Source organism: Niveispirillum sp., assembly GCF_052437035.1.
Classification (GTDB): Bacteria; Pseudomonadota; Alphaproteobacteria; order Azospirillales; family Azospirillaceae; genus Niveispirillum.
In genome coordinates, this window is record NZ_JBQVOH010000005.1 from 262,122 (window position 1) to 282,531 (window position 20,410).

Annotated in this window: 21 protein-coding genes and 1 tRNA gene; 9 read left to right on the forward strand and 13 right to left on the reverse strand. The window is 64.8% G+C overall.

Annotated elements, in window-relative coordinates; genetic code table 11:
* Positions 1 to 62: 62 nt before the first annotated feature.
* Positions 63 to 818, forward strand: a complete 756-nt coding sequence (locus ACT6Q8_RS14920; protein ID WP_082372683.1) for a transporter substrate-binding domain-containing protein — start codon at positions 63 to 65, stop codon at positions 816 to 818.
* On the opposite strand, the gene ACT6Q8_RS14925 is transcribed toward ACT6Q8_RS14920, so the two are convergent.
* Together ACT6Q8_RS14925 and ACT6Q8_RS14930 are read right to left on the reverse strand one after the other, a co-directional pair.
* Positions 800 to 1,597 (reverse strand): hypothetical protein, encoded by a 798-nt coding sequence (locus ACT6Q8_RS14925; protein ID WP_054170225.1) that lies wholly within the window; start codon positions 1,595 to 1,597, stop codon positions 800 to 802. The two genes, ACT6Q8_RS14920 and ACT6Q8_RS14925, sit on opposite strands and share 19 nt — an antisense overlap.
* An 87-nt stretch (positions 1,598 to 1,684) precedes the next feature.
* Complete coding sequence (locus ACT6Q8_RS14930; protein WP_054170224.1) at positions 1,685 to 2,344, reverse strand: MlaC/ttg2D family ABC transporter substrate-binding protein; 660 nt, start codon at positions 2,342 to 2,344, stop codon at positions 1,685 to 1,687.
* Positions 2,345 to 2,631: 287 nt separating this feature from the next.
* Between ACT6Q8_RS14930 and ACT6Q8_RS14935 the strand changes: the two genes are divergently transcribed.
* Entirely contained in the window at positions 2,632 to 3,597 is a 966-nt protein-coding gene (locus tag ACT6Q8_RS14935; protein WP_444733432.1) for an ArsR/SmtB family transcription factor, read from the forward strand.
* A gap of 11 nt (positions 3,598 to 3,608) precedes the next feature.
* Positions 3,609 to 4,544 carry a methylenetetrahydrofolate reductase gene (gene metF, locus ACT6Q8_RS14940; protein WP_082372682.1) on the forward strand — a complete coding sequence of 312 codons (936 nt, stop codon included), beginning with the start codon at positions 3,609 to 3,611 and terminating at the stop codon, positions 4,542 to 4,544.
* A gap of 12 nt (positions 4,545 to 4,556) precedes the next feature.
* Here metF and ACT6Q8_RS14945 read toward each other — a convergent pair whose 3' ends face one another.
* From ACT6Q8_RS14945 to ACT6Q8_RS14965, 5 genes are all read right to left on the reverse strand, one after another.
* Positions 4,557 to 5,162: a hypothetical protein gene (locus tag ACT6Q8_RS14945; RefSeq protein WP_054170222.1), complete on the reverse strand. Its 606-nt coding sequence runs from the start codon at positions 5,160 to 5,162 to the stop codon at positions 4,557 to 4,559.
* Positions 5,163 to 5,174: 12 nt separating this feature from the next.
* A complete protein-coding gene (locus ACT6Q8_RS14950) occupies positions 5,175 to 5,918 on the reverse strand; it encodes a HupE/UreJ family protein (protein WP_082372681.1) in 744 nt (247 codons plus the stop codon).
* Between the two features lie 11 nt (positions 5,919 to 5,929).
* Complete coding sequence (locus ACT6Q8_RS14955; protein ID WP_156344870.1) at positions 5,930 to 6,310, reverse strand: hypothetical protein; 381 nt, start codon at positions 6,308 to 6,310, stop codon at positions 5,930 to 5,932.
* Between the two features lie 10 nt (positions 6,311 to 6,320).
* A complete protein-coding gene (locus ACT6Q8_RS14960; RefSeq protein ID WP_054170299.1) occupies positions 6,321 to 7,064 on the reverse strand; it encodes a DUF4198 domain-containing protein in 744 nt (247 codons plus the stop codon).
* 208 nt (positions 7,065 to 7,272) lie between these two features.
* Positions 7,273 to 7,785, reverse strand: a complete 513-nt coding sequence (locus ACT6Q8_RS14965) for a PRC-barrel domain-containing protein (protein WP_444733433.1) — start codon at positions 7,783 to 7,785, stop codon at positions 7,273 to 7,275.
* A gap of 166 nt (positions 7,786 to 7,951) precedes the next feature.
* Between ACT6Q8_RS14965 and ACT6Q8_RS14970 the strand changes: the two genes are divergently transcribed.
* Positions 7,952 to 9,028 carry a hypothetical protein gene (locus ACT6Q8_RS14970; RefSeq protein ID WP_444733434.1) on the forward strand — a complete coding sequence of 359 codons (1,077 nt, stop codon included), beginning with the start codon at positions 7,952 to 7,954 and terminating at the stop codon, positions 9,026 to 9,028.
* Between the two features lie 83 nt (positions 9,029 to 9,111).
* Here the strand turns inward: ACT6Q8_RS14970 and ACT6Q8_RS14975 are convergent, their stop codons facing one another.
* Both ACT6Q8_RS14975 and ygfZ read right to left on the reverse strand, forming a co-directional pair.
* Positions 9,112 to 11,796 carry a HAMP domain-containing protein gene (locus ACT6Q8_RS14975; RefSeq protein ID WP_444733435.1) on the reverse strand — a complete coding sequence of 895 codons (2,685 nt, stop codon included), beginning with the start codon at positions 11,794 to 11,796 and terminating at the stop codon, positions 9,112 to 9,114.
* A 65-nt stretch (positions 11,797 to 11,861) separates the two neighbouring features.
* Entirely contained in the window at positions 11,862 to 12,731 is an 870-nt protein-coding gene (gene ygfZ / locus ACT6Q8_RS14980; RefSeq protein WP_444733436.1) for a CAF17-like 4Fe-4S cluster assembly/insertion protein YgfZ, read from the reverse strand.
* A gap of 106 nt (positions 12,732 to 12,837) precedes the next feature.
* Between ygfZ and ACT6Q8_RS14985 the strand changes: the two genes are divergently transcribed.
* The gene (locus ACT6Q8_RS14985; protein ID WP_444733437.1) at positions 12,838 to 14,094 is read left to right on the forward strand and encodes an O-antigen ligase family protein; all 1,257 of its coding nucleotides are present in this window, start codon (positions 12,838 to 12,840) and stop codon (positions 14,092 to 14,094) included.
* Here ACT6Q8_RS14985 and ACT6Q8_RS14990 read toward each other — a convergent pair.
* Entirely contained in the window at positions 14,078 to 15,292 is a 1,215-nt protein-coding gene (locus ACT6Q8_RS14990; protein WP_444733438.1) for an SPOR domain-containing protein, read from the reverse strand. The two genes, ACT6Q8_RS14985 and ACT6Q8_RS14990, sit on opposite strands and share 17 nt — an antisense overlap.
* Positions 15,293 to 15,411: 119 nt before the next feature.
* Here ACT6Q8_RS14990 and ACT6Q8_RS14995 point away from each other — a divergent pair, with 119 nt between their 5' ends.
* Complete coding sequence (locus tag ACT6Q8_RS14995; protein ID WP_054170298.1) at positions 15,412 to 15,756, forward strand: hypothetical protein; 345 nt, start codon at positions 15,412 to 15,414, stop codon at positions 15,754 to 15,756.
* A 173-nt stretch (positions 15,757 to 15,929) separates the two neighbouring features.
* On the opposite strand, the gene ACT6Q8_RS15000 is transcribed toward ACT6Q8_RS14995, so the two are convergent.
* A tRNA-Thr gene (locus tag ACT6Q8_RS15000) sits at positions 15,930 to 16,005 on the reverse strand.
* Positions 16,006 to 16,180: 175 nt separating this feature from the next.
* Here ACT6Q8_RS15000 and ACT6Q8_RS15005 point away from each other — a divergent pair.
* From ACT6Q8_RS15005 to murA, 3 genes are all read left to right on the forward strand, one after another.
* On the forward strand, positions 16,181 to 16,354 hold the full coding sequence (locus ACT6Q8_RS15005) for a hypothetical protein (RefSeq protein ID WP_188595103.1): 174 nt from the start codon (positions 16,181 to 16,183) through the stop codon (positions 16,352 to 16,354).
* Between the two features lie 84 nt (positions 16,355 to 16,438).
* On the forward strand, positions 16,439 to 16,993 hold the full coding sequence (gene dcd / locus ACT6Q8_RS15010) for a dCTP deaminase (RefSeq protein WP_054170214.1): 555 nt from the start codon (positions 16,439 to 16,441) through the stop codon (positions 16,991 to 16,993).
* An 81-nt stretch (positions 16,994 to 17,074) separates the two neighbouring features.
* Positions 17,075 to 18,364, forward strand: coding sequence for a UDP-N-acetylglucosamine 1-carboxyvinyltransferase (murA, locus tag ACT6Q8_RS15015; RefSeq protein ID WP_054170213.1), 1,290 nt, complete (start codon positions 17,075 to 17,077; stop codon positions 18,362 to 18,364).
* 80 nt (positions 18,365 to 18,444) lie between these two features.
* Here the strand turns inward: murA and ACT6Q8_RS15020 are convergent, their stop codons facing one another.
* Positions 18,445 to 19,473, reverse strand: coding sequence for a glycosyltransferase family 4 protein (locus tag ACT6Q8_RS15020; RefSeq protein WP_054170212.1), 1,029 nt, complete (start codon positions 19,471 to 19,473; stop codon positions 18,445 to 18,447).
* Positions 19,470 to 20,255, reverse strand: a complete 786-nt coding sequence (locus ACT6Q8_RS15025) for a UDP-2,3-diacylglucosamine diphosphatase (protein WP_444733439.1) — start codon at positions 20,253 to 20,255, stop codon at positions 19,470 to 19,472. Before ACT6Q8_RS15025 ends, ACT6Q8_RS15020 begins: the two co-directional genes overlap by 4 nt.
* Positions 20,256 to 20,410 lie beyond the last annotated feature (155 nt).

Here is a 20,410-nt window from a genome sequence, read left to right on the forward strand (position 1 = left end):
CGCCGCAATTTGTTAGGCTGTTAAAGGTTAATCCTTTCAAGCCTTCCGCAACGGTTCATCCCATGCGCCGGCATTTTATGCTGCCCCTACTCTGCATGCTGTTTCTGTCCTGTGCCCTCACGGCGCGGGCGGAAAAGGTGCGGTTCGGCCTGCGGGAGGCAGCACCCCTGGTGGAAACGACGCCGGACGGGAAACTGCGGGGGGTGGAGTATGAGTTGCTGGCCGCCATCTTCGCCGCTGCCGGGATGGAGATGGAGCCCTATATCGGTTCCAATGCCCGTCTGGCCCTGGCTGCGGGGGAGGGGACCATCGATGGTTTCGCACCCGTGGTGGGTCCGCCGCCGGACGGTCTGATCCTGACCGACAGCTACATCACCTATCGCAACGTGGCGATCACTCTGATATCGCGCAATATCCAGCTTGAAACCCCCGGTGACCTGACGGGGCTGCGGGTGCTGGCCTTTCAGCGGGCGTCCAAGGTGCTGGGCGCTGAATTTGCCGCAGCCGTGGCAAACTCGGAGGATTACCGGGAGGAGCCTGTGCAGGCCCTGCAGGCCAAGGGGCTGCTTTTCGGTCGCTATGATGTGCTGATCGGCGAGTCGCGGGTGCTGCAATATCATATCGGACAGGTACTGGCGGCGGGCGGTGATCCTGTCCGCAGCCTGCCGATCGTGGAACACCGGCTGTTTCCGCCCAACCTCTACTGTGCGGCCTTCCGCGATCCGGCCCTGGTGGCCCGGTTCAACGACGCGCTGCGCCGGGTAAAGGCCGACGGAACCTACGACGCCATCATGGCGCGTTACGACGCCACGCAATAGGCGCGGTCGATCCGTACGGCGCGGACGCGGTTGATAATGGACCAGCCGTTGGACAGTTCACCGACCGGCGCCACCGTCCAGTCCCACTCCATTTCGCCTGCCGGCAGGTCGGCCCCGAACAGCGGGTCCTCCATCTCCGTCACCCGCCCATCGGGATCAATGACCCGCCGCTGAACGTCGCCGATCAGCAGGGTCGGGCAGTCAAATCCGCGCAGATGGTCGATATGGGCCCTGATAATGGAGCGGGCATAGGAAGGCAGGTCGGTGCTGGGCCAGCGCTTGTCCACCTGGCGAAGCGGCACCAGCGGCAATTGCGAGATCAGATTGGCCGATACGACCAGCCCGACATCGCCATCATCCTGACAGACGGTACAGGATGGGGTGGGCGGGGCCTGCGTGCTGCCATTAGCAAGGGCGATTGCTACCCCCGTCAGGTCGTAATCCAGCAGTTCGATGGCCGCATGACGGCGGGCCAGTTCGCGTGCGGCGGGGGGGTGGGCGATATCGACCAGCAGCACCCGCCGGAACCGTGACAGCAGTTCCGCCATGGGCAGGTCCAGACAAGGGCCAGCGCCCAGGATCACCGCCGTGTTGCAACCCGCCGGGGCCTCTGCCATGGCGGTCAGGATGCGGCGTCGCGTGCTTTCCTGATGCGGGGCCCAGGCGGCGGCGCAACGGGCCGCACGCCCGACACAAGCAACGGCGGCATAGCGGTATCCCAGCCGCACGAACGCGGGTGCGCAGCGCGTGCGCAGGCTGATCAGGAACTCGCGAAGCATCGCCACCCGGCGCCAATGAAAAAGATCCGTCCCGGACAACCGGAACGGACCCGTCACATAGCACAAACAAACGTCCAGGCTGTACCGTTACTTCACGGCCGCCGTCTGAATACGCTGGCGCAGCGCATCCAGCAGGGCTTCGAACTTGCCGCCATTGCTTTCGATCAGGCTGGCGAATTCCGACCGCTGCGTCACGCTCATCGACACGTTTTCCACGATCACGTCGATGATCTTGAAGCTGCCATCCTTGGAGCGCACGCGCCAGGACACGTTCACGGGCGGCTGGCCGTTGGGGCGCAGCACCTGCGAGGTGACGATAGCGTCATTCTCGCCCGAGGCCTGGGCGCCGCCCACCTTGAACTTCTCGCCCGCATACTGGCTGAAACGTTCGGCATAGACCTCAACGATCATCTGCTCGAAAAGGGTCTGGTATTCCTTCTTCTGGGCGTCGTTGGCGAGGTTCCAGTAACGGCCCAGCACGAAGCGGCTGATCGTGTTGATGTCGAAATTCTGGTTCAGCAGGTCGCGGAACACGGCCTTCGCCTGATCCTTGCTGACCTTCGGGTCGGCCAGGGTGGCAATGGCCTTGTCGCCCAGCCCCTGCACGAAGTCGGCGGAGGCCTGGCCCTTGGCGGCCTGGGCCTGCACGGCAGTGGGGGCCAGAACCGGCACCGCGACGGCGGCCACACCGGCCAGCATCCAGAATGCGGCAGCGGCCAGCGGCGAACGGCGGTTTTGGGTCTGCATGGTCACGTCATCAATCCTTTTTGCACTTGGCGTCATCATTTCCGGTGGCCGGGCCATCGGCAGTGACGCGCATCACGTCCGGTTATCCATGGCATTAACCATTTGTCATGCTCATGGATAGCCGGCAATTGCGTCCGATCTGCGGCGCAAAAGCCATATCGCGATGGCATTGTCGTTGTGAACCGCGTTCGGCGCGGGGCCGATACGTTCGCTGCGCCGGATCGGGTCTTGCGCAGACATAAAGATATCTTTATATCTTGATCCGAACAAGGAACGGGTCGGGTCGCATGGAATTCCTGTTGAATGCGCTAAAGGCAGCGGCGGAGCCGACGCGGTTGCGGCTGCTGTCGCTCTGCGCCCATGGCGAACTGACGGTGACGGAGCTTACCCAGATCCTGGGGCAAAGCCAGCCGCGCGTCTCCCGTCACCTGAAGCTTCTGTGCGAGGCGGGGCTGCTGGAGCGGTTCCGTGAGGGTATCTGGGCCTATTACCGGCTGGCCGAACGTGGCCCGGTTGCCGAACTGGCCCGTACCCTGGTCGATGCCATTCCCGGCGATGATGAGGGGCTGGGCCTGGACCTGGAACGTCTGGACCTGATCAAGCAGGGGCGGCGACAGGCGGCGGACAAGTATTTCAGCGAGAACGCCGCCCGCTGGCACGAGATGCGCGGCCTGCATGTGCCGGAGCGTGATGTGGAGGCGGCCTTGCTGTCGCTGCTGCCGGCCACGGGTGTGGAGGATTTGCTGGATGTCGGCACCGGTACGGGCCGCATCCTGGAACTGTTCGGGGAGCGGATTTCGCGCGGCCTGGGCGTTGACGCCTCGCGCGAGATGCTGGCGGTTGCCCGCGTCAACCTGGAACAGGCGGGCCTGCGTCATTGTCAGGTGCGGTTGGGCGATATGTATCAGCTGTCCCTGGCCGGGCAGAGCCAGGATGCCGTGATCTTCCATCAGGTGCTGCATTATGCCGAGGAACCGGCCGATGCGCTGGCCGAGGCGGCACGGGTCCTGCGCCCCGGCGGCACCATGCTGGTGGTCGATTTCGCCCGCCATAATCTTGAATATCTGCGTGAACAGCACGCGCATCGCCGCCTGGGCTTCACCGATGATGAAGTCTCCGGCTGGCTGCGCCGGGCCGGCATGCGCCCCGATCCCGTCGTCACCCTGCCGGGTGATCCCCTTACTGTCTGCATCTGGCGGGCTACCCGCACCGATGCCCCTGCCACGCGGTCCCGTCCGCTGGCTGTCGCCTGAAGGATAGTCCCATGAGCCTGAGCGCCCTGATGGATGCCGCCGCCAACCCGGCCCCGCTGATCACCGCCCCCGGCGACCTGACCGTCAGTTTCGAGTTCTTCCCGCCCAAGACGGAGAAGATGCATGAGAATCTGTGGACGGCCATCCGCCGGTTGGCGCCGCTGAACCCGGCCTTCATGTCGGTCACCTATGGCGCCGGTGGATCGACGCGCGAACGCACCCACGCCACCGTGACGGGCATCCAGGCCGAAACCGGCATTCCCGCCGCCGCCCACCTGACCTGTGTGGCGGCGACCAAGGAAGAGATCGACGAGATTGCGCGCAATTACTGGGACGCCGGCATCCGCCATATCGTGGCCCTGCGCGGTGATCCGCCGCCGCGTGCCGATGGTACCGGCGGCCTGGGCGGGCGTGGGTATGAACCGCATCCTGGCGGTTATGCCTATGCCGCCGATCTGGTGGCGGGTCTGAAGCGCATCGGCGATTTCGACATCTCCGTCGCCTGTTTCCCGGAAGTGCATCCCGAAGCGCCCAGCGCCCAGGTCGATCTGGACAATCTGAAGCGCAAGGTCGATGCAGGGGCCAACCGCGCCATCAGCCAGTTCTTCTTTGATGTGGACGCCTTCCTGCGCTTCCGCGACAAGGCCGCAGCATCCGGCATTGATGTACCGATGGTCCCCGGCATCCTGCCGATTCTGAACTTCACCAAGGCGGCGGAAATGGGGGAGAAGTGCAATACCGCCATCCCCGCCTGGATGCGCGACCTGTTCGACGGGCTGGACGAGGCACCGGAGACCCGGCATCTGGTTGCCGCCACGGTCGCCATTGAACAGTGCCGCTATCTGGAAAAGCATGGTGTGAAGCAGTTCCACTTCTACACCATGAACCGCGCCGACCTGACGGTTGCCATCTGCCACATGCTGGGCGTTCGTGCGGCGAAAGGGTGAGCGCAGTCGCGCTCACTCCGCCGGTGGCAGATACAGGTCCTGGTAGAAGCCAGCTGTCTCCACCACCACAGTTACCGGCGTGTCGCCGCGATTGCGGAAATACCAGCCATGGGTACCGGTGAAGGGGGCCGTGAAGGCACCCTGGGCGCTGTCCAGGTCCTTGGCCTTCCAGTAGCTGGAGAATTCGCCCTCCTTCGCATTGGGTGGTTCGCCATGCATGTCGAACCGCACCTGCCCGCCCGTCGCTTGCCAGCGGAAGATGAAATGATCGCCCTGCGCCATATGGGCCTTAACTTCCGCCCCTGAATGGGGCGGCAGGATCAGTTCCTGGCGGTCGCTGCGCATGGCGGTGGATTTGGCGATATCCGCCGGTGTCGGGGTGCCGGGGGCCACCGGTGTGGCAACGGGCGCGGTGGGTGCCGGTTCCGCTGCCTCACCCCCGCCGCCGGCCAGCCTGGTCAGGCCCAGGGCGTTACCGGCCCCCGTCGGGTCGATCCCATATTCAGCCGGCAGCACGAACAGGGTCAGCACCAGGGCAGAGGCCGCCACGGCCCCCAGCCCGGCCCGAATCAGGGCGCGGGGCGAGGCCTGATAAGGTGTCACGCTTATATCGGTCATCGTTGATCCCCCTCAGGCGGATTGGGTGGCATAGCCGGCCAATTGATATCCCACCAGCGTCAGGCCGGCGGCCATCAGCGCGCCATTGGCCAGCAGGACGGAACGGTTGAAGCTGCGCGTTGTGCGCCAGGCATTCATGGCGATCAGGATCAGGCACAGGGCCATGAACTGCCCAATCTCCACCCCGACATTGAAGCTGACCAGATTGGCCAGCAGCCCGTCAGGCGACAGCGACAGTTCCTGCAGCTTGGTCGCCAGACCGAAACCGTGGAAGAAGCCGAAGATCAGGACGGCAGCCTTGGTATTGGGCTGAAAACCCATCCAGGTCTTGAAGGCCCCCAGATTGTCCAGCGCCTTGTAGACCACCGACAGGCCGATGATGGCGTCGATGATATAGGCATCGGCCCGGATGTCGGCCAGAACGCCCAGCAGCAGGGTGGTGGAATGACCGACCGCGAACAGGGTGACGTAAGCAGCGACGTCACGCAGCCGGTAAAGGAAGAAGATCACGCCCACCAGGAACAGCAGATGGTCGTAGCCGGTGACCATGTGCTTGGCCCCCAGATAGATATAAGGGATGACATGCACACCCTGCGCATCCTCGATGAAGGATCGGTCTTCCTCTGACACGCCATGCGCCATGGCATGGGGTGCCCAGATCAGCTGGGCCAGGATCACCAGCCAGGGCAGGGCCGCGACAAGTAGGGGGACGGCGCGGCCGCCCCCGTTGGTCAATGACAAGGGGAGCAGCCGCATCGCCCGCCCCGTCACTTGACGGTGAAGGACAGAATGGAGCGGGCTTGGCTGGCCTTGTTGACCACCATCACCGCCACCTTGGCCCCACTGGTCAGCTTTACGCCCGGCGCGTCGAAGCGGTTGCCGGCGGCGGGCGTCAGGTTCACCTGACGCTTCCCGCCCGCATCCATGATGGTCATGGTAGCGGTCAGGTCGGCGCTGGGGACGGGCTCGTCCTCCTCGCTGACATAGATACTGGCCGCGTCGGCGCCGGCCACTAGTTCGATCAATGTTTCGCCCGTCATCTGGACGATGCCGCCATGCTTGGGCGTGGTGTCGCCATGGGCCAGGGCGGCTAGCGGCGACAGGGTCAGGGTGGCGGCCAGCGCCAGCCGGATCATCGGGTGCTTCATCCTGATCTCCTTATTCCGGCGCGTGGGCCAGCACGAAGGACAGGGTGGCCAGATATTCGACATGGTCCACCTGTTTGGGATTGTCGGCGGGGCCGACATAGGTGGCAGCCAGCACGTTCAGGCCCTGATTGCGAACCTTGATGGTGGCGACGCCATCCTTGTCGGTCTTTACCGGCGCTTGGTCGGGATCATTGACATAGTCATGCTTGACCTCAGCGTCTTTGACCGGCTTTCCCTTGTACAGAACACGGATCGTCAGCGGCTTGCCCATCTCTGCCGGGATTGTCTTATCGACAGGAACGATCTGCAAAAGCTGCTCGGGCAGAACGGGAATGGGGGCGTTGGGTGTGCCGGTCAGGTGGACCGCGAACTTCATGGTGCGTTCCGCCCGTACGGCATCCGGGACTGTATCACGTCCGCCCTTCACCCACTTCCCATCAGCCAGGCGCGACCAAAGGCCGTTATCCATGGCAGCGGCGACGGCAACCGTCGGCGCCTCGCTATCCACCACGACAATGGGGCCGGCGGCGCGCAAGGTAGCGCCCACCGGGGCCCAGTCCGCGTCATAGCCATAGGTGCCGGTGATCAGGCCCAGGCGCTTCACCATGTCCAGATCGTCGGCGCCGACGCCATAGATCAGGGCCGTCTGCTTGGCCCGCTGCGCGAACCAGATGCCATGGGCCTGCGCCGCCATGCCACCACCCAGCGCCGCGATGGCCAGGATCGCGGCGAGAAGATGCTTCATCCGTTTCATGTTCCCGTATCCCTGTTCTATGGGTTTATGGGAACAGCGTGCCAGCAGGTGCGCGGATTCCGTCATTGTTGGACGGCCCCTTCACGAAAGCATCCCCCGTATTCCTGGCACGCACAGCATAATAGACCGCACAAAAAAGCCCCCGGCCCAGGAGGGGGTGGGCCGGGGGCAGGCTGGGACGCTGGCGTTTCGTGGCCCTGGCAGCCGCTTATTTATTGGGTCGGATCAGGGAACGGGTGTTCTTGCCATATTCGAACGCTGCCATCTGATCCAACTGCGCTGTGGTCAGGTTTCGGACCTGGATATGGTTGTTCCCGGCCAGCATGTCGGCGTCGCTGATATCGACGGCGACGTTCTTCTCGCCCAGACCCATGAAACCGCCGGACGCGATGACCAGCTTCTCGGCGTCGCCGCTGCTGGCATTCAGGATCACATCCTCGACCTCACCCAGTTCCTTGCCATCGGCACCGATCACGGTTCGGCCAAGCAGGCGCTCGGCAGAGGTGCGGTCGATGCCGGGGCGCGGTTCGGCCAGAATGCTGGGCGGCGTATCGCGTTCGGGCATTATGGCGGCGGGCGGTTCGCCCACCTGACCTGGTTCTGTGGTCCCTGGAACCGGGGGCACGGGCTCAGTGGTGCCGGGCGGTACCGTCTGGGCCATGGCAGCGGTCCCCAGCAGCAGGGCCGTCAGGGTGGCGGCACCAATCAGTTGCGAGCGCATGGTGCGTCTCCTTCTGCTTTCCTTGCACACGGGTCCGGTGGACTTCTGGACCCGTGTGAAATCAACAGCTGGATGTCGGAATTGTTCCTGCGCCCTCGAACGGGCATGTGGTACTTTTGGGTTTTACTGTCATCAGCATTGATTTTATCACATGGGCGCAGGGTTAATGACGACTGAAAAACGCTCTCGCCCAAGCCATCAGCCGCCTGTCTTTCACCTGCACGTGCCCAAGAATGCGGGTACTTCCCTTCTATGGTACTTGCAACGCCTGGACGGACCGGGCCGATTGACCACTTTTTACGAGAAACGACAGACCCTCGCGCATCTGGACGCCGCCTTCTCGGCACCTGGGGCTTTCGATAGCCATTATTCCACGCATCTGCCGGCGTCCGATATCTGGGCCCGCCTGCCGGGGGCGAGGGCAGGTCCGTTCATGTGGGTGACGACCATACGTCCCCCTGTTCAACGGGTGCTGTCCTGGTACCGCTATGTTGTCGCGCGGGGGTATTGGCCCCCCGCCGATGGTCCGCTGCGCGGAGATAACTCATTGCGAACTTTTGTAAGCTCGGTGCTTAGCGAAAATCCGCAATGCCGTTACTTTCACCCTGCCGGCACGGCGGAAGCCGCATTAGCGGCGATGGATGCGCATGGCGTCGTCGCCGCGCCATCGGATCATGTAACCATGTTGATGGATGGTGTTTATGCAGGCCGTGGGCTTCAGCCGCTTGCCCCCATCCATCGCAATCGCACTGATCCGGTTCTCACACGCGACGCCTTGACCCCGGAAATTGAGGAAATGTTGGCGCAACGGTTGGGAGAGGATGCCAAACTGTCCGATGCCATCCTTGCCCGTACCCAGATGGCTGGTCGCGCGGTCGGCGATCCCATTCCCACCTTGAGGGTGCAGGACGATCTCGCCACCCTGGTGCCGGCGGGGCAGTCCGTCATCCTTTTCGGGGCAGGTATGACCACGCCCCGCTTGATCGCGTGGCTGCGGCTGAAGGGGGTCGCGGTGGTGGCCGTGTTGACGACGTCTGGTGGCGGTCGGGTTTCAGAGGTTCCCGTACTCGCCATTGACGAAGCGCGTGGCCGCTTTCCCGAGACGGTTGGGCTCATCGCAGCTCAGGCTTATGCACCGGCTGTCCGCGCGCTGACAGCCGCCGGCTGCGAATCGATCGTGGACGCGCTGGATTTCACCGAAGCCCTTCCGGACCCCGCGTGGACGAATATGGCGCCTGAATGACCCCCGGTATTGATAGTTGTTTCTCCTTGACTGCAAATAGTGTCGGAAGTCGAGGAAAGCGAAGATTACTCACTCATGCCGGGTTACACGCCCCCGGCGGCCCCGCGCAGCTGATCGGCGATCTGGGCCAAGCGGGTGCCCAGGTCGCGGGCGGCGTTGGCGCTGGCATTCTCGCTCTGGCGGGACGACGAACGCAGCATGTCGATGGCCCGCGACAGGTCCACCGACAGACCATCCAGACGCAGCACCCGCTCGCGCAGGTTCTGCGTCAGTTCCGACACGATGGACAGATCGGTGCGCTCGCGCCCACGGGTTTCTTCCAGAACGGCGCGCACGCTATCCGTTGTGCTGTCCAGCCGGTCGCCCAGCCGGTCGATCCCGTCCAGACGGGCTTTCAGCGCGTTGGCGATGGCCAGAAGGTCGGCATTCTCCCGCTCCCGCCCGGCATTGTCGGAGGCGGCCAGGGCGTGCAGCGCCTCGGTCGCGGCGGCAAGGCCACCGGCCATGCCCTCGATATTCAGGATGCGCTGCTGCAACTTGTCGACCAGCCCCATGGCCTGATCCACGGCCACCTTCTCGCGGTTGTCGGCACTGGCCACCAGGGCATGCACCGCCTCGATGGCGGCGCGCAGGCCGCCCGTCAGGTCGATCAGAGCCTGCGGGGTATTGTCCCGGTCTCGCTGGGCGTCCAGTTCGGCGGCGACATCCTTCATGTCGGCCAGCAGCCGTTCCTGCTGCCCCACGGTGCGCGACAGGGTGGTGGTGGCGATATGGGCCTCCGACGACAGGGCCTTGGTTTCCTGCCGCAGGTCGGAGGTGAGATCGCGCAGGCGGGCGGTGGCGTCATCAACGCCGCCCGTCAGGCTCTGCGCCAGACGTCCCGCCGTCTCCCCAATCTCCTTCACCCGGTCGCCGATCTGCGTGGCGCTGCCGCGCATGCGGGTCAGAAGGTCGGCAATGGCTTCATGCTGGCCCGGCTCCACCCGGCGGCGCTCAAACTCCTGCCGCAGCCCGTCGCTGGTCAGGCGCAGGGCATCGACGGCGTCGGCCATGCTGTCCGCCCGGTCGGAGACATCGGCCATCAGGCTGGAGAATCGGAACTGGATATCCTGGAACTGGTCGGCCAGCGGTTCCAGCTTGCCGCGCGTCATGTCCTCGGCGATCTCTGCCGATTGCTGCAGGGTGGTGCGGGCATGGTTCATGCTGTCCAGCGCCGTTTCCAGCTTGTAGCTGATCTCTGATGAGCGATCGTCCAGAAGGTCGGCGGCGCGCGACACCTGCATGCCGGCATCCTCCAGACGGGCGGCGGCCTTTTCCGTCGCCTCGTCAAAGCGGCTGGTGACGCCGCCCAGGGTGGCGTAGAGCGCCTTTTCGCCCTCTTCCATGCTGTCGGCGGCCCGCGTGATGCGCGACCCGGTCTGATCCACGGTGCTGGCCAGCAGGTCGCCCGAGGCGCGCAGCAGCTTGACCGCCGACAGCAGGCCCTGCTGCGCTTCTTCCATGGAGTGCGACAGGGCCTTGGCGGCGTCGCGCGCCTCCACGGTGGCCAGACGGATGTCGCTGTCGCTTTCCGACAGGCTGCCCAGGGTTTCGATGACCTTGGTTTCGGTCTTGGCGGCGGTATCGGCCAGATGGTCGGCATTGGCGCGCAGGGCGTCGATAATATCGTCCAGGCCGACCTGACCATCACCGCTGTCAAACGCGCGGACCTGCGCCACGGCATGGCCCAGCATCTCCGTGGCCTGCCGGATTTCGCGGTTGCTTTCCGTCACGGTGCGCACGGCGGCTGAACAGAGCTGGTTCACCTGCCCCAGCGTGTCATTCAACTGCTGCTTGGTGTCGCCCACGATACGGCTGACATCATTGCCCAGCATGGCCAGCGACCCGCCGGCCCCGCGCAGCCGGGCGGTCAGCGCTTCGAACAGGTCGGCGTAATCACCTTCGAACTTCAGGCGCAGGCGGCCATCCTCGGTCGCGACGGAGATGTCGGGAATTTCGGCGGCCTGTTTGCGGAAGCCGTCGATGGCGCGGGCCAGATCCCCGAACTCATCCTCCCGCTCTGCCCCCCAGACGGGGGCGCGCCAGTCGCCGCGCGCCACACCATTCACAGCCCCTGTCAGTTCGCGCAAGGGCCGTAGCACGCGCGCGCCCATCAGCGAGAGGAAGGCGAACAGCGTGCCCACCAGCACCAGAACGGCGGCCCCGCCCAGCCACAGGCCGCGAGTCGCAACCTCCTCCAGCCGGGCCAGTTCCACCGCGTGCAGCCCGCGTGAGCGCTGATCAATGCGGTCGGCCAGGGCGGCATAGCGGGTCAGCAGGATGATGGGCGTGGTCTGGCCCAGGGCGGCAGGGCCGCTATTCGCCGATTCCAGGGCGCGGCGCGCGCCATCCAGCAACCGCTTCAGATCGGCGGCCAGTTCCAGCTCCTGCGGCGTCAGGCGCTTGCCCTGCAATCCGCGTAGGGCCTGATCGGCGGCCTCCAGGCTGGTGCGCATTTCAGCCCGCGCCTCGGCATTGCCGGTTTCCGCGAACTGCGCCAGCGCCGACAGGAAGCCGCCATGGCCCATGCGGTCCTGAAAATCGATCAGCAATCTGGTCTTGGCCAGCTGGTCGCCCGGCACTTCCATGCTGCCGGACTGCACCTGGAACTGCGCCATCTGAAAGGTGGCGCCGGCCGCCAGCCCGCCGACAATCAGCGTCGCGCCAAGGGCAACGGCGGTGCTGAGATTGCGCAGCGACGACAGCCGCGATCCCGTGCCCCGCTCCATATTGCCTCCCCGCCGCTTCATATTGGGTCAATCGCGGCAGAGACTAACCAATTCTTGTGCCAACTTCATCCATTCGTTGGCATATCGCCTTCCGTTCGGGGCAGATTGATCCAGGAAGGCGGCATCGGTGCCAATGTTGCCCCACCGCACAGCAGCGGAACCTCCCCCGACAAGGCGTCCAGGCGGATCAGGGCCAGGGCCAGATCATCATGTCCCGACCGGATTTCACCGACATCCGCGCCATCGCGGTTGACGATGGTCCCCGCAACAGGCAGGGGGCCGGTCACCTGCACCGGCAGCAGCCGCTTTTTCACCAGCCCGCGATATTTCGTGCGTGCCGTCAGTTCCTGGCCCACATAGCAGCCCTTGTTCCAGGCCACGCCCGACAGCTCGTCAAAGCCATTATCCAGCAGGATGGACTTCTCCGGTATCAGGTCACGGCTGCCGTCCGGGATGCCCAGGGTCATCCGCGTGCGATCCCAGTCGGCGAAATCGCCGGTGGCCACCGTGTTGACTGGCAGGATGAGGCGGTGGCCCAGGCCGGCCTGACGCGGATCGACAATCTGCCAGCCGCCCTCGACCCTTGTCACCGTTCCACGCTCCGCCTGTGCCGCATCCAGCCGGGCGAAGATGGCGAACTGTCCCGTCAGGTCGGTGAGGTCCACCTTGGCCCGCAGGCGGAACATGCGCAGGCGGCGGATCAGATCGTCCCGCCGCCCCGCCTCCACATCCAGCAGCAGGCGGTCCCCGTCGGCCAGGATGATGAAATCATGCAGATATTTGCCCTGCGCCGTCAGCAGCGCGGACCAGACAGCCTTGCCCTCAAGATTGGTGACGTCGTTGGTCACCAGCCCCTGCAGGAAGCTGATACGGTCATCGCCGCCGACGGCGATGATGGTGCGGTTGGACAGCGGGATCAGCGGCAGATCGGCCATGATGGTGGTTCGTTCCGGGAACGGTTAACGGTCAGGCCCACCATATAGGCATGGGTGCGGCAATTCGTAGAGCGGATTGCGCTTCGCTTCTGCCGGACGCCGGTTTATGCAGTTGTGTAAGGGGCGCTGCGGACTTTGGGCAGGGACGGCGCATCATGGCGATGGCACAGGACGGGCAAGACCCGGCCTTCACTTCGATTTTCATCTTTTTCGGCGTTCTGATCATGGCGGTCTTCGTGCCGCTGATCCCGCTGGCGCTGGCGCCGGCGGTGACGGCGCTGGCCATCCTGTTCACCGGCCTGTCGGTCTGGCGGCGCCATTACCCAAGGCCCGACCGGTTTGTCGCGGCGGCCCTGGCTCTGTTTCTGGTCTGGTCCGGGGCCAGCCTGTTCTGGACCGGGGGGGCAGCAAGGGGATCACGGCCTGGGCCGGGTTCCTTTACATCTGGATCCCCGGCCTTTGCCTTCTGTCGCTGCTGCCCTCCCTGTCCGACGCGGCGGCACGGCGGATTGCGCGCTGGCTGCTGCCGGCGGTGGCGGTGGGTGCGGCGTTGCTCGCCATCGAACTGCTGTTTGATCAGCCGATCCAGCACCTATTCGCCGGGTCCGGCAAGGAAGCGCTGGATTTCGAACGCGATCTCAACCGGGCATCCCTGCTGCTGGCATTGATGGCGGGGCCGGTGGCTTTGCTGCTCTGGCGGCTGGGGCGTCGCCGGCTGGCGGCGGCGGCGTTGGCTCTCCCGCTGCTGCTGGTGACTGACAGCACCAGCCAATCCTCGGTAGCGGCCCTTTTGGGGCTGTTGATCCTGCTGGGCATGGCGTGCCTGTCCTGGCGGGCGACGGCGGGCCTGCTGGCGGTGGGGATCGTGGCCGGCCTGACCCTGTGCGGTCCTATTGCCATCTGGATGAAGCAGGCGGGACTGGCCGACGCGGACTGGATGCCATTGAGTTTCCGCCACCGCATCCTGACCTGGGATTTCGTGGCCGGGCGTCTGGGTGACCAACCCTGGATCGGGTATGGGCTGGAAGGGTCGCGCGCCGTGCCGGGCACGGGCGGGGCCTTTATCCTACCGGGCGTGGGGCCGGTGCCCATCCTGCCCGTGCATCCCCATAACCTGTTTCAGCAGGTGCGCCTTGAACTGGGCTGGATTGGGGCGGCCCTGGTGGGTCTGCTGCTGCTGGCCATCCTGCGCCGGCTGACGCGGCTGGACCACACGATCCGGCCCATGGCGCTGGCCCTTTTTGGGGCCGCCATCTTCACCCAATGTTTCGCCTATGGCGCGTGGCAGGCCTGGTTGATCTGCGGCATGCTGTTCGCGGGCGCCCTGCTAGCGTTGGCGGGCCGGATCAGGGACCCTTCTTGACCAGACAATCCGTGCCGGCGGCCTTAAGCTTCGCGCACAGCCCCGCCGCTGATGCCTGATCGGCAAAGCCGGTCAGGAAGACGCGGGTATAGATGCCCTTGGCCCCCAGATCGGCCTGGACCATGCTGGGCTGACGCCCACCCAGCAGGCCTGACTGTTTGGCGGCGATGACCTTCCAATGTTTCTCTGCTTCCTCCCGCGACGGCAGGGACCCGACCTGTATGACCCAGCCGCCCGCCACCGGGGCGGCGACAGGTACGGGGGCCGGTGGTGGTGGTGTCGGCGCGGGCGCGGGTGCTGCCGGCTTCGGGGCCGGACGGGAGATGGGGACGGTGTTGGGGGCCACGGGAGCGGCATCGGCAATGTTGGCGGGTGCCGGCGCGGCAGGTGTTGGTGCCGCTGCTGGGACAGCCGTGGCGAGCGGGGGAGGGGGCGGTGGTGGCGAGACGGGCGCCGGTGCCGGTTCAGGCTTTGCCGGGGCCGTACGGGCCGGCGTCGCCGCTGCCGTCGCAGGCTTCGCTTCCGGCTTGCTGGGCGGCGCTGCTGCGGGTTTAGGGGCGGTGGCGGCGGCAATCTGTGCCGTTGGCGTGGGGCCAGGCACGGGTGCTGGTGGCGACAGGGGCTGCGTCATCCGCTCAACCGCCGACTTGATCTGCTCCGGCGTCGCTTGCGATTCGATCTCCTGCTCCAGCTTGATGGCCGCGACCAGCCGCTTGGATGAGGCGCGCTTAGCCCAATGCAGGGCCTCCACGATGTCGCGCGGTGTTCCCAGCCCGAAATAGGTCAGCGCGGCCAGATTATTCTGGGCATGTACATCGCCGGCCTGTGCGGCGGGCCGCAAAAAGCTGAGCGCTTTGGCATAATCGGCGGGCATGTCCTGCCCGAAGGCATAGAGCGCGCCCACCATGCTCTGCGCCCCGACATGGCCGTTGCGGGCCGATGCCTCCAGCAAGGTCACGCCGCGCCGCACATCCTTTGTCACCCCGCGCCCCTGGATCAGCATCTCGCCGGCCAGGTACTGGCCGGAACTGTCGCCGGTTTCCGCGACGGCGTTGAATTCCTTGAAGGCCGTGGCGAAGTCGCCGGCGGAAAAGGCGATGCGGCCCGCCTGAAGATCGGCCAGGGCCGGCAGCGTGGTGAACAGGGTCAGCGACAAGGCCAGGGCAGCGGGCGTGGTGCGGCGGGAAAGGTGCGGCATACAGGCGACATCCGTCGAAAGGGGTGCCACTTCTTCATAGCTGACACGGGCGCGCTTGACGATGCCTCACAAACGGGCTTCAACCTGCGCAAACTGATCTTAGACCGGAGTTGCGCCTGATGGCCGCCAAGAAGAACCCGTTGAACCTGAACCCGTTGCAGTTGAAGACCCTGACCCTGTTCCAGGCCCTGGCGGAGTTTGAGGACATCACCCGTCCTGTTGGCGATGGGGCCGTGGAGGTGATGGAACTGCCCTTCACCAGCCATGGCAACCATTTCCATCTAGGTCCCTGGCTGGTCTATGCCCAGGACGCCACCGGCCTGCGCAACATCGCGCCCTGGACGGTGCTGGAACGCAAGGGCCTGATCATCGGCAATTTCCCGATGTCGGTGACCCTGACGCGCGAAGGCCTGGAATATGAGACGGGCATGCGCCGCCAGATCCTGCAGGGGTCGGATCACTGACGCTATCGTTGGTCGGGTGGCTGTAACGGCGGCGACTGCCGCCGCGCGGCACGTGCGCTGTCAAGCCAAGGGCGCGGGTGCGCCCGCCCGGCGCCTGAGGGAATAAACGAAAGCCAAAAAACAAAACCCGCCGTACCAGTGAAGGCGGGCGGGTTTTTGTTTTGAGCGGGGGATGGTGCTGCCAACTGGAATCGAACCAGCGACCTCGTCCTTACCAAGGACGCGCTCTACCGACTGAGCTATGGCAGCGCCTTCATCCGCATCACCGCTGCGTCGTCGCCGCTGCGGTGGGCGGCTATGTGCCACTCCAACCCCCGGACCGCAAGCAAAAAAATCCCGGACCTATCGATTTTTTCCGCATACTTGACGTGCAAGTGCGAAAAGGCCAGCAATCCAGCCATTTCCGCCCCAGGGATACAGGACCATGACCAGCACACCGCCCAAGAAGGATGAGCGCAAGGACCGTCTGGCCCAGGCGCTGCGCGATAATCTGCGCCGCCGCAAGGATCAGGACCGGGCGCGTGAGGCGCAGGAGGCCATGGAACGCGCCCTTGGCCCCGACCCAGCCGAAGGACAGATGCCCGACACCACGGCTTGAGTGAGCGATAGCGCTGGGCTACAAGGTCTTGCGCGCCGGCCCCATGGATGGGCGGTGCGGCTCATTGGGGACGTGGGGACCGACATGCCGATTATGCCCGACAGCTGGATACGCGAACAGGCCACCAAACACGGCATGATCGAGCCGTTCGTGGAGGCGCAGAAGCGCGAGGGCGTGATCTCCTACGGCCTCTCCTCCTATGGCTATGACGCGCGCGTCGCCCCGGAGTTCAAGATCTTCACCAATATCGACAATGCCGTGGTCGATCCCAAGAAGTTCGATGCCACCAGCTTTGTCGACCGCGAGACCGATGTCTGCGTCATCCCGCCCAACAGTTTCGTGCTGGCACGGACCGTGGAATACTTTCGCATTCCGCGCGATGTGCTGGTCGTCTGTCTGGGTAAGTCCACCTATGCCCGCTGCGGCCTGATCGTGAATGTCACGCCGCTGGAACCGGAATGGGAAGGGCATGTGACGCTGGAAATTTCCAACACCACGCCGTTGCCGGCCAAGGTCTACGCGAACGAGGGCCTGTGCCAGTTCCTGTTCTTCCAGGGCGCTTCCCCGTGTGAGGTGTCCTATGCCGACCGGGCCGGCAAATATATGAAGCAGCGCGGCGTCACCCTGGCGCGGCTGTGATCGTCCGCCCCTGATCCGCCATCATCGCGGCCCATGGTCAGGGCCGCGCTCCAATACCTCTTCTGACGAAACGAACATTCCATGGACAAGCTTCGCATCCGCGGCGGCAACCCGCTGAAGGGTCAGATCACCATTTCCGGCGCCAAGAATGCAGCCCTGCCTTTGCAGGCGGCCTGCCTTCTGACGGATGAGAAGCTGACGCTGACCAATCTGCCGCTGCTGGCCGATATCACCACCATGAACCGCCTGCTGGCCCAGCATGGGGTGGAGGTGCATATCAATGGCCGCGATGCGTTTGGCTCATCCGGTCGGTCGGTGGAACTGGATGCGGCCGACATCTTCAACCTGACCGCCCCTTATGATCTGGTGCGCAAGATGCGCGCCAGTGTGCTGGTGCTGGGCCCGCTGCTGGCCCGGTTCGGTCAGGCCAAGGTGTCGCTGCCCGGCGGCTGCGCCATCGGCACCCGCCCCGTCGATCTGCATATCAAGGGCCTCCAGGCCATGGGTGCGCAGATCGATATCGAAGGCGGCTATATCCTGGCCAAGGCGCCGGAAGGCGGGTTGGTCGGTGCGGAATTCGTGTTCCCGCAGGTGTCGGTGGGGGCCACCGAAAACCTGATGATGGCCGCCACGCTGGCCAAGGGTGAAACCATCCTGATGAATGCGGCGAGGGAGCCGGAGATCGGTGATCTGGCCCGCTGCCTGATCGCCATGGGTGCGGAGATCGAAGGGATCGGATCCGACCGTCTGGTGATCAAGGGCAAGGACCGGCTGCATGGCGCCACCTATGCCGTTCTGCCCGACCGGATCGAGGCCGGCACCTTCGCCATGGCTGCCGCCATCACGGGCGGGGAACTGGAGCTGGTCGGCGCCCGCATGGACGACCTTAAGGCGGTGGTGAAGACCCTGGCCGGCGCCAATGTGAAGGTGACGGAGACCGCCAACGGCCTGCTGGTTGCCGCCAATGGTGATCTGGTCGGCGTTGATGTGATGACGGAGCCGTTCCCAGGATTCCCCACCGACCTGCAGGCCCAGATGATGGCCCTCATGTGCGTGGCCAAGGGCGCCTCGATGATCACGGAGACGATCTTCGAGAATCGCTTCATGCATGTGCCGGAACTGACCCGCATGGGCGCCAACATCACTGTCCATGGCTCGTCCGCCCTGGTGCGTGGCGTGCCGAAGCTCACGGGGGCGCCGGTTATGGCGACCGACCTGCGTGCCTCGGTGTCGCTGGTGCTGGCCGGTTTGGCGGCGCAGGGGGAAACCACCGTCAACCGCATCTACCACCTGGATCGCGGGTATGAGCGGGTGGAAGCCAAGCTGGCCGCCTGTGGTGCCGATATGGAGCGGGTGAAGGAAGAGGATTGAGGGGGCGTTTGGCGCTGTTGCTCCCTCACCCTCCCGTCGGCGCCAACCGACGGGAGGGTGAGGGCACAACGCCCCGCCCCTCAAGCCGCCTGATCCGCCAGCCCCTCTGCCGTGAAGGGCCGCAGGTTCGCCAGAAACTGCTGAGCGCAGGATTGCCAGGAAAAGCCCAGCGCATGGTCGCGGCAGACCGTGGGGTCGATGCCCACCGCCTGTAAACACGCCCCGCGCAAATCCTCGCTCAACACCCCCGCCGGGCTGTCGCTGATGACATCCAGCGGCCCCGGCACGGGGAAGGCCGCAACCGGCAGGCCCGACGCCAGCGCCTCCAGCAACACCAGCCCGAACGTGTCGGTGCGGGATGGGAAGACGAAGACATCGGCGGCGGCGTAATGCCGGGCCAGATCCTCGCCATGCTTGGCGCCCACGAAGGTGACGTCCGGATATCTGGCCTTCAACTCGGCCAATTGTGGCCCATCGCCCACCACGACCTTCGATCCCGGCAGGTCCAGGCTCAGGAACGCCTCAATATTCTTCTCCACCGCTACCCGGCCCACGGAGATGAAGACGGGGCGTGGCAGATGGGCGAACAGGTCCTTGGGGCCAGGGTGGAACAGGTCGGTGTCCACCCCGCGCGACCAGCGGCGGATATTGGTGAAGCCGCGCCTTTCCAGATCGGCCTCGATACTGGCTGTCGCCACCATCACCGAATGGGCCGGCGCATGGAACCGCCGCACGAAGGCGTAGGACAGGGACAGCGGTACCGGCGCGCGGTCGCGCACATATTCCGGGAACCGCGTGTGATAGGCCGTGGTGAAGGGCAGCTTGTGTTTCAGGCAGTACCGCCGGGCCGCGAATCCCAGTGGGCCTTCGGTGGCGATATGGATGGCGTCGGGCTGCGCCTCCTCGATCATCTGCCGCACGCGCCGGCCGGGCGCCAGGGCTAGGCGGATTTCCGGGTATGTCGGCATGGGGATGGTACGGAACCGGTCGGGGGCGATCACCTCCACCTTATGTCCCAGCCGTTCCAGTTCGGCCCGCGTCGTCGTCAGGGTGCGCACGACGCCATTGACCTGCGGATGCCAGGCATCCGTGACGATCAGCAGCTTCACGCCGCTACCTTCACCGCCTGCCGGGCGGCGACAATATCCGCCCAGCGCAGGATCTCCAGCCGTCCATCGGGATGTTCCACCAGTGCGGTGCATGATTCGACCCAATCCCCATCGTTCACGTAAAGCACGCCATCCATGTCCCGCATCTCGGCATGGTGGATATGGCCACAGATGACCCCGTCCACCTGCCGCCGGCGTGCCTCGTCGGTCAGGGCGGTCTCATAATCGCCGATGAATTCAACGGCCTTCTTGGTCTTGTGCTTCAAGTAGGCGGATAGCGACCAATAGGGAAAACCCAGCCTGCGCCGCGCCTTGTTCAACAGGGTGTTGAGCCAGAGCAGGAACGTGTAGGCCGTGTCGCCCACGAAGGCCAACCACTTGGCGTAGCGGACCACGGCATCGAACTGGTCGCCATGGATGACCAGATAGCGTTTGCCGTCCACCGCCGTGTGGATCGTGTCCTCCAGGATGGTCACGCCACCGAATTGCAGGCCGATATAGTCGCGGAACGCCTCGTCATGATTGCCGGGAATCATGAAGACCTGGGCGCCCTTGCGTGCGCGGCGCAGGATTTTCTGCACCACATCATTATGCGACTGTGGCCAGTACCAGCTTTTCTTCAGCCGCCAGCCATCGACGATATCGCCGACCAGATACAGCACATCGGATTCGGTATTTTTCAGGAAATCCAACAGCATGTCGGCCTGACATCCACGTGTCCCCAAATGGATGTCCGACAGCCAGATGGCGCGATAGCGCAGCACGTCCCCGTCGCCCAGCATATGTTCCCCCACCGCCGGTCAACCCAACCACCAATCGTCCGCCATGAATTAAAGACTAGCCATAGCGGATCGCGCCGTTCTATACCGCTTCATCTGGTGTACTGTCAGTGTCTCTAATGAGTATTAGTGCCACATCCGCGAAAACTTCTCCAGAC

Excerpts from the sequence above, each read along its gene's own strand:
- ACT6Q8_RS14925 (WP_054170225.1), bottom strand. The coding sequence starts at position 1,597 with ATGCTTCGCGAGTTCCTGATCAGCCTGCGCACGCGCTGCGCACCCGCG.
- ACT6Q8_RS14930 (WP_054170224.1), bottom strand. The coding sequence starts at position 2,344 with ATGCAGACCCAAAACCGCCGTTCGCCGCTGGCCGCTGCCGCATTCTGG.
- ACT6Q8_RS14935 (WP_444733432.1), top strand. The coding sequence starts at position 2,632 with ATGGAATTCCTGTTGAATGCGCTAAAGGCAGCGGCGGAGCCGACGCGG.
- ACT6Q8_RS14945 (WP_054170222.1), bottom strand. The coding sequence starts at position 5,162 with ATGACCGATATAAGCGTGACACCTTATCAGGCCTCGCCCCGCGCCCTG.
- ACT6Q8_RS14970 (WP_444733434.1), top strand. The coding sequence starts at position 7,952 with ATGACGACTGAAAAACGCTCTCGCCCAAGCCATCAGCCGCCTGTCTTT.
- ACT6Q8_RS15025 (WP_444733439.1), bottom strand. The coding sequence starts at position 20,255 with ATGCTGGGCGACGGGGACGTGCTGCGCTATCGCGCCATCTGGCTGTCG.
- ACT6Q8_RS14920 (WP_082372683.1), top strand. The coding sequence starts at position 63 with ATGCGCCGGCATTTTATGCTGCCCCTACTCTGCATGCTGTTTCTGTCC.
- ygfZ (WP_444733436.1), bottom strand. The coding sequence starts at position 12,731 with ATGGCCGATCTGCCGCTGATCCCGCTGTCCAACCGCACCATCATCGCC.
- ACT6Q8_RS14965 (WP_444733433.1), bottom strand. The coding sequence starts at position 7,785 with ATGCGCTCGCAACTGATTGGTGCCGCCACCCTGACGGCCCTGCTGCTG.
- ACT6Q8_RS15005 (WP_188595103.1), top strand. The coding sequence starts at position 16,181 with ATGACCAGCACACCGCCCAAGAAGGATGAGCGCAAGGACCGTCTGGCC.
- ACT6Q8_RS14975 (WP_444733435.1), bottom strand. The coding sequence starts at position 11,796 with ATGGAGCGGGGCACGGGATCGCGGCTGTCGTCGCTGCGCAATCTCAGC.
- ACT6Q8_RS14995 (WP_054170298.1), top strand. The coding sequence starts at position 15,412 with ATGGCCGCCAAGAAGAACCCGTTGAACCTGAACCCGTTGCAGTTGAAG.
- dcd (WP_054170214.1), top strand. The coding sequence starts at position 16,439 with ATGCCGATTATGCCCGACAGCTGGATACGCGAACAGGCCACCAAACAC.
- ACT6Q8_RS14950 (WP_082372681.1), bottom strand. The coding sequence starts at position 5,918 with ATGCGGCTGCTCCCCTTGTCATTGACCAACGGGGGCGGCCGCGCCGTC.
- ACT6Q8_RS14955 (WP_156344870.1), bottom strand. The coding sequence starts at position 6,310 with ATGAAGCACCCGATGATCCGGCTGGCGCTGGCCGCCACCCTGACCCTG.
- ACT6Q8_RS14990 (WP_444733438.1), bottom strand. The coding sequence starts at position 15,292 with ATGCCGCACCTTTCCCGCCGCACCACGCCCGCTGCCCTGGCCTTGTCG.
- ACT6Q8_RS14960 (WP_054170299.1), bottom strand. The coding sequence starts at position 7,064 with ATGAAACGGATGAAGCATCTTCTCGCCGCGATCCTGGCCATCGCGGCG.
- murA (WP_054170213.1), top strand. The coding sequence starts at position 17,075 with ATGGACAAGCTTCGCATCCGCGGCGGCAACCCGCTGAAGGGTCAGATC.
- metF (WP_082372682.1), top strand. The coding sequence starts at position 3,609 with ATGAGCCTGAGCGCCCTGATGGATGCCGCCGCCAACCCGGCCCCGCTG.
- ACT6Q8_RS14985 (WP_444733437.1), top strand. The coding sequence starts at position 12,838 with ATGCAGTTGTGTAAGGGGCGCTGCGGACTTTGGGCAGGGACGGCGCAT.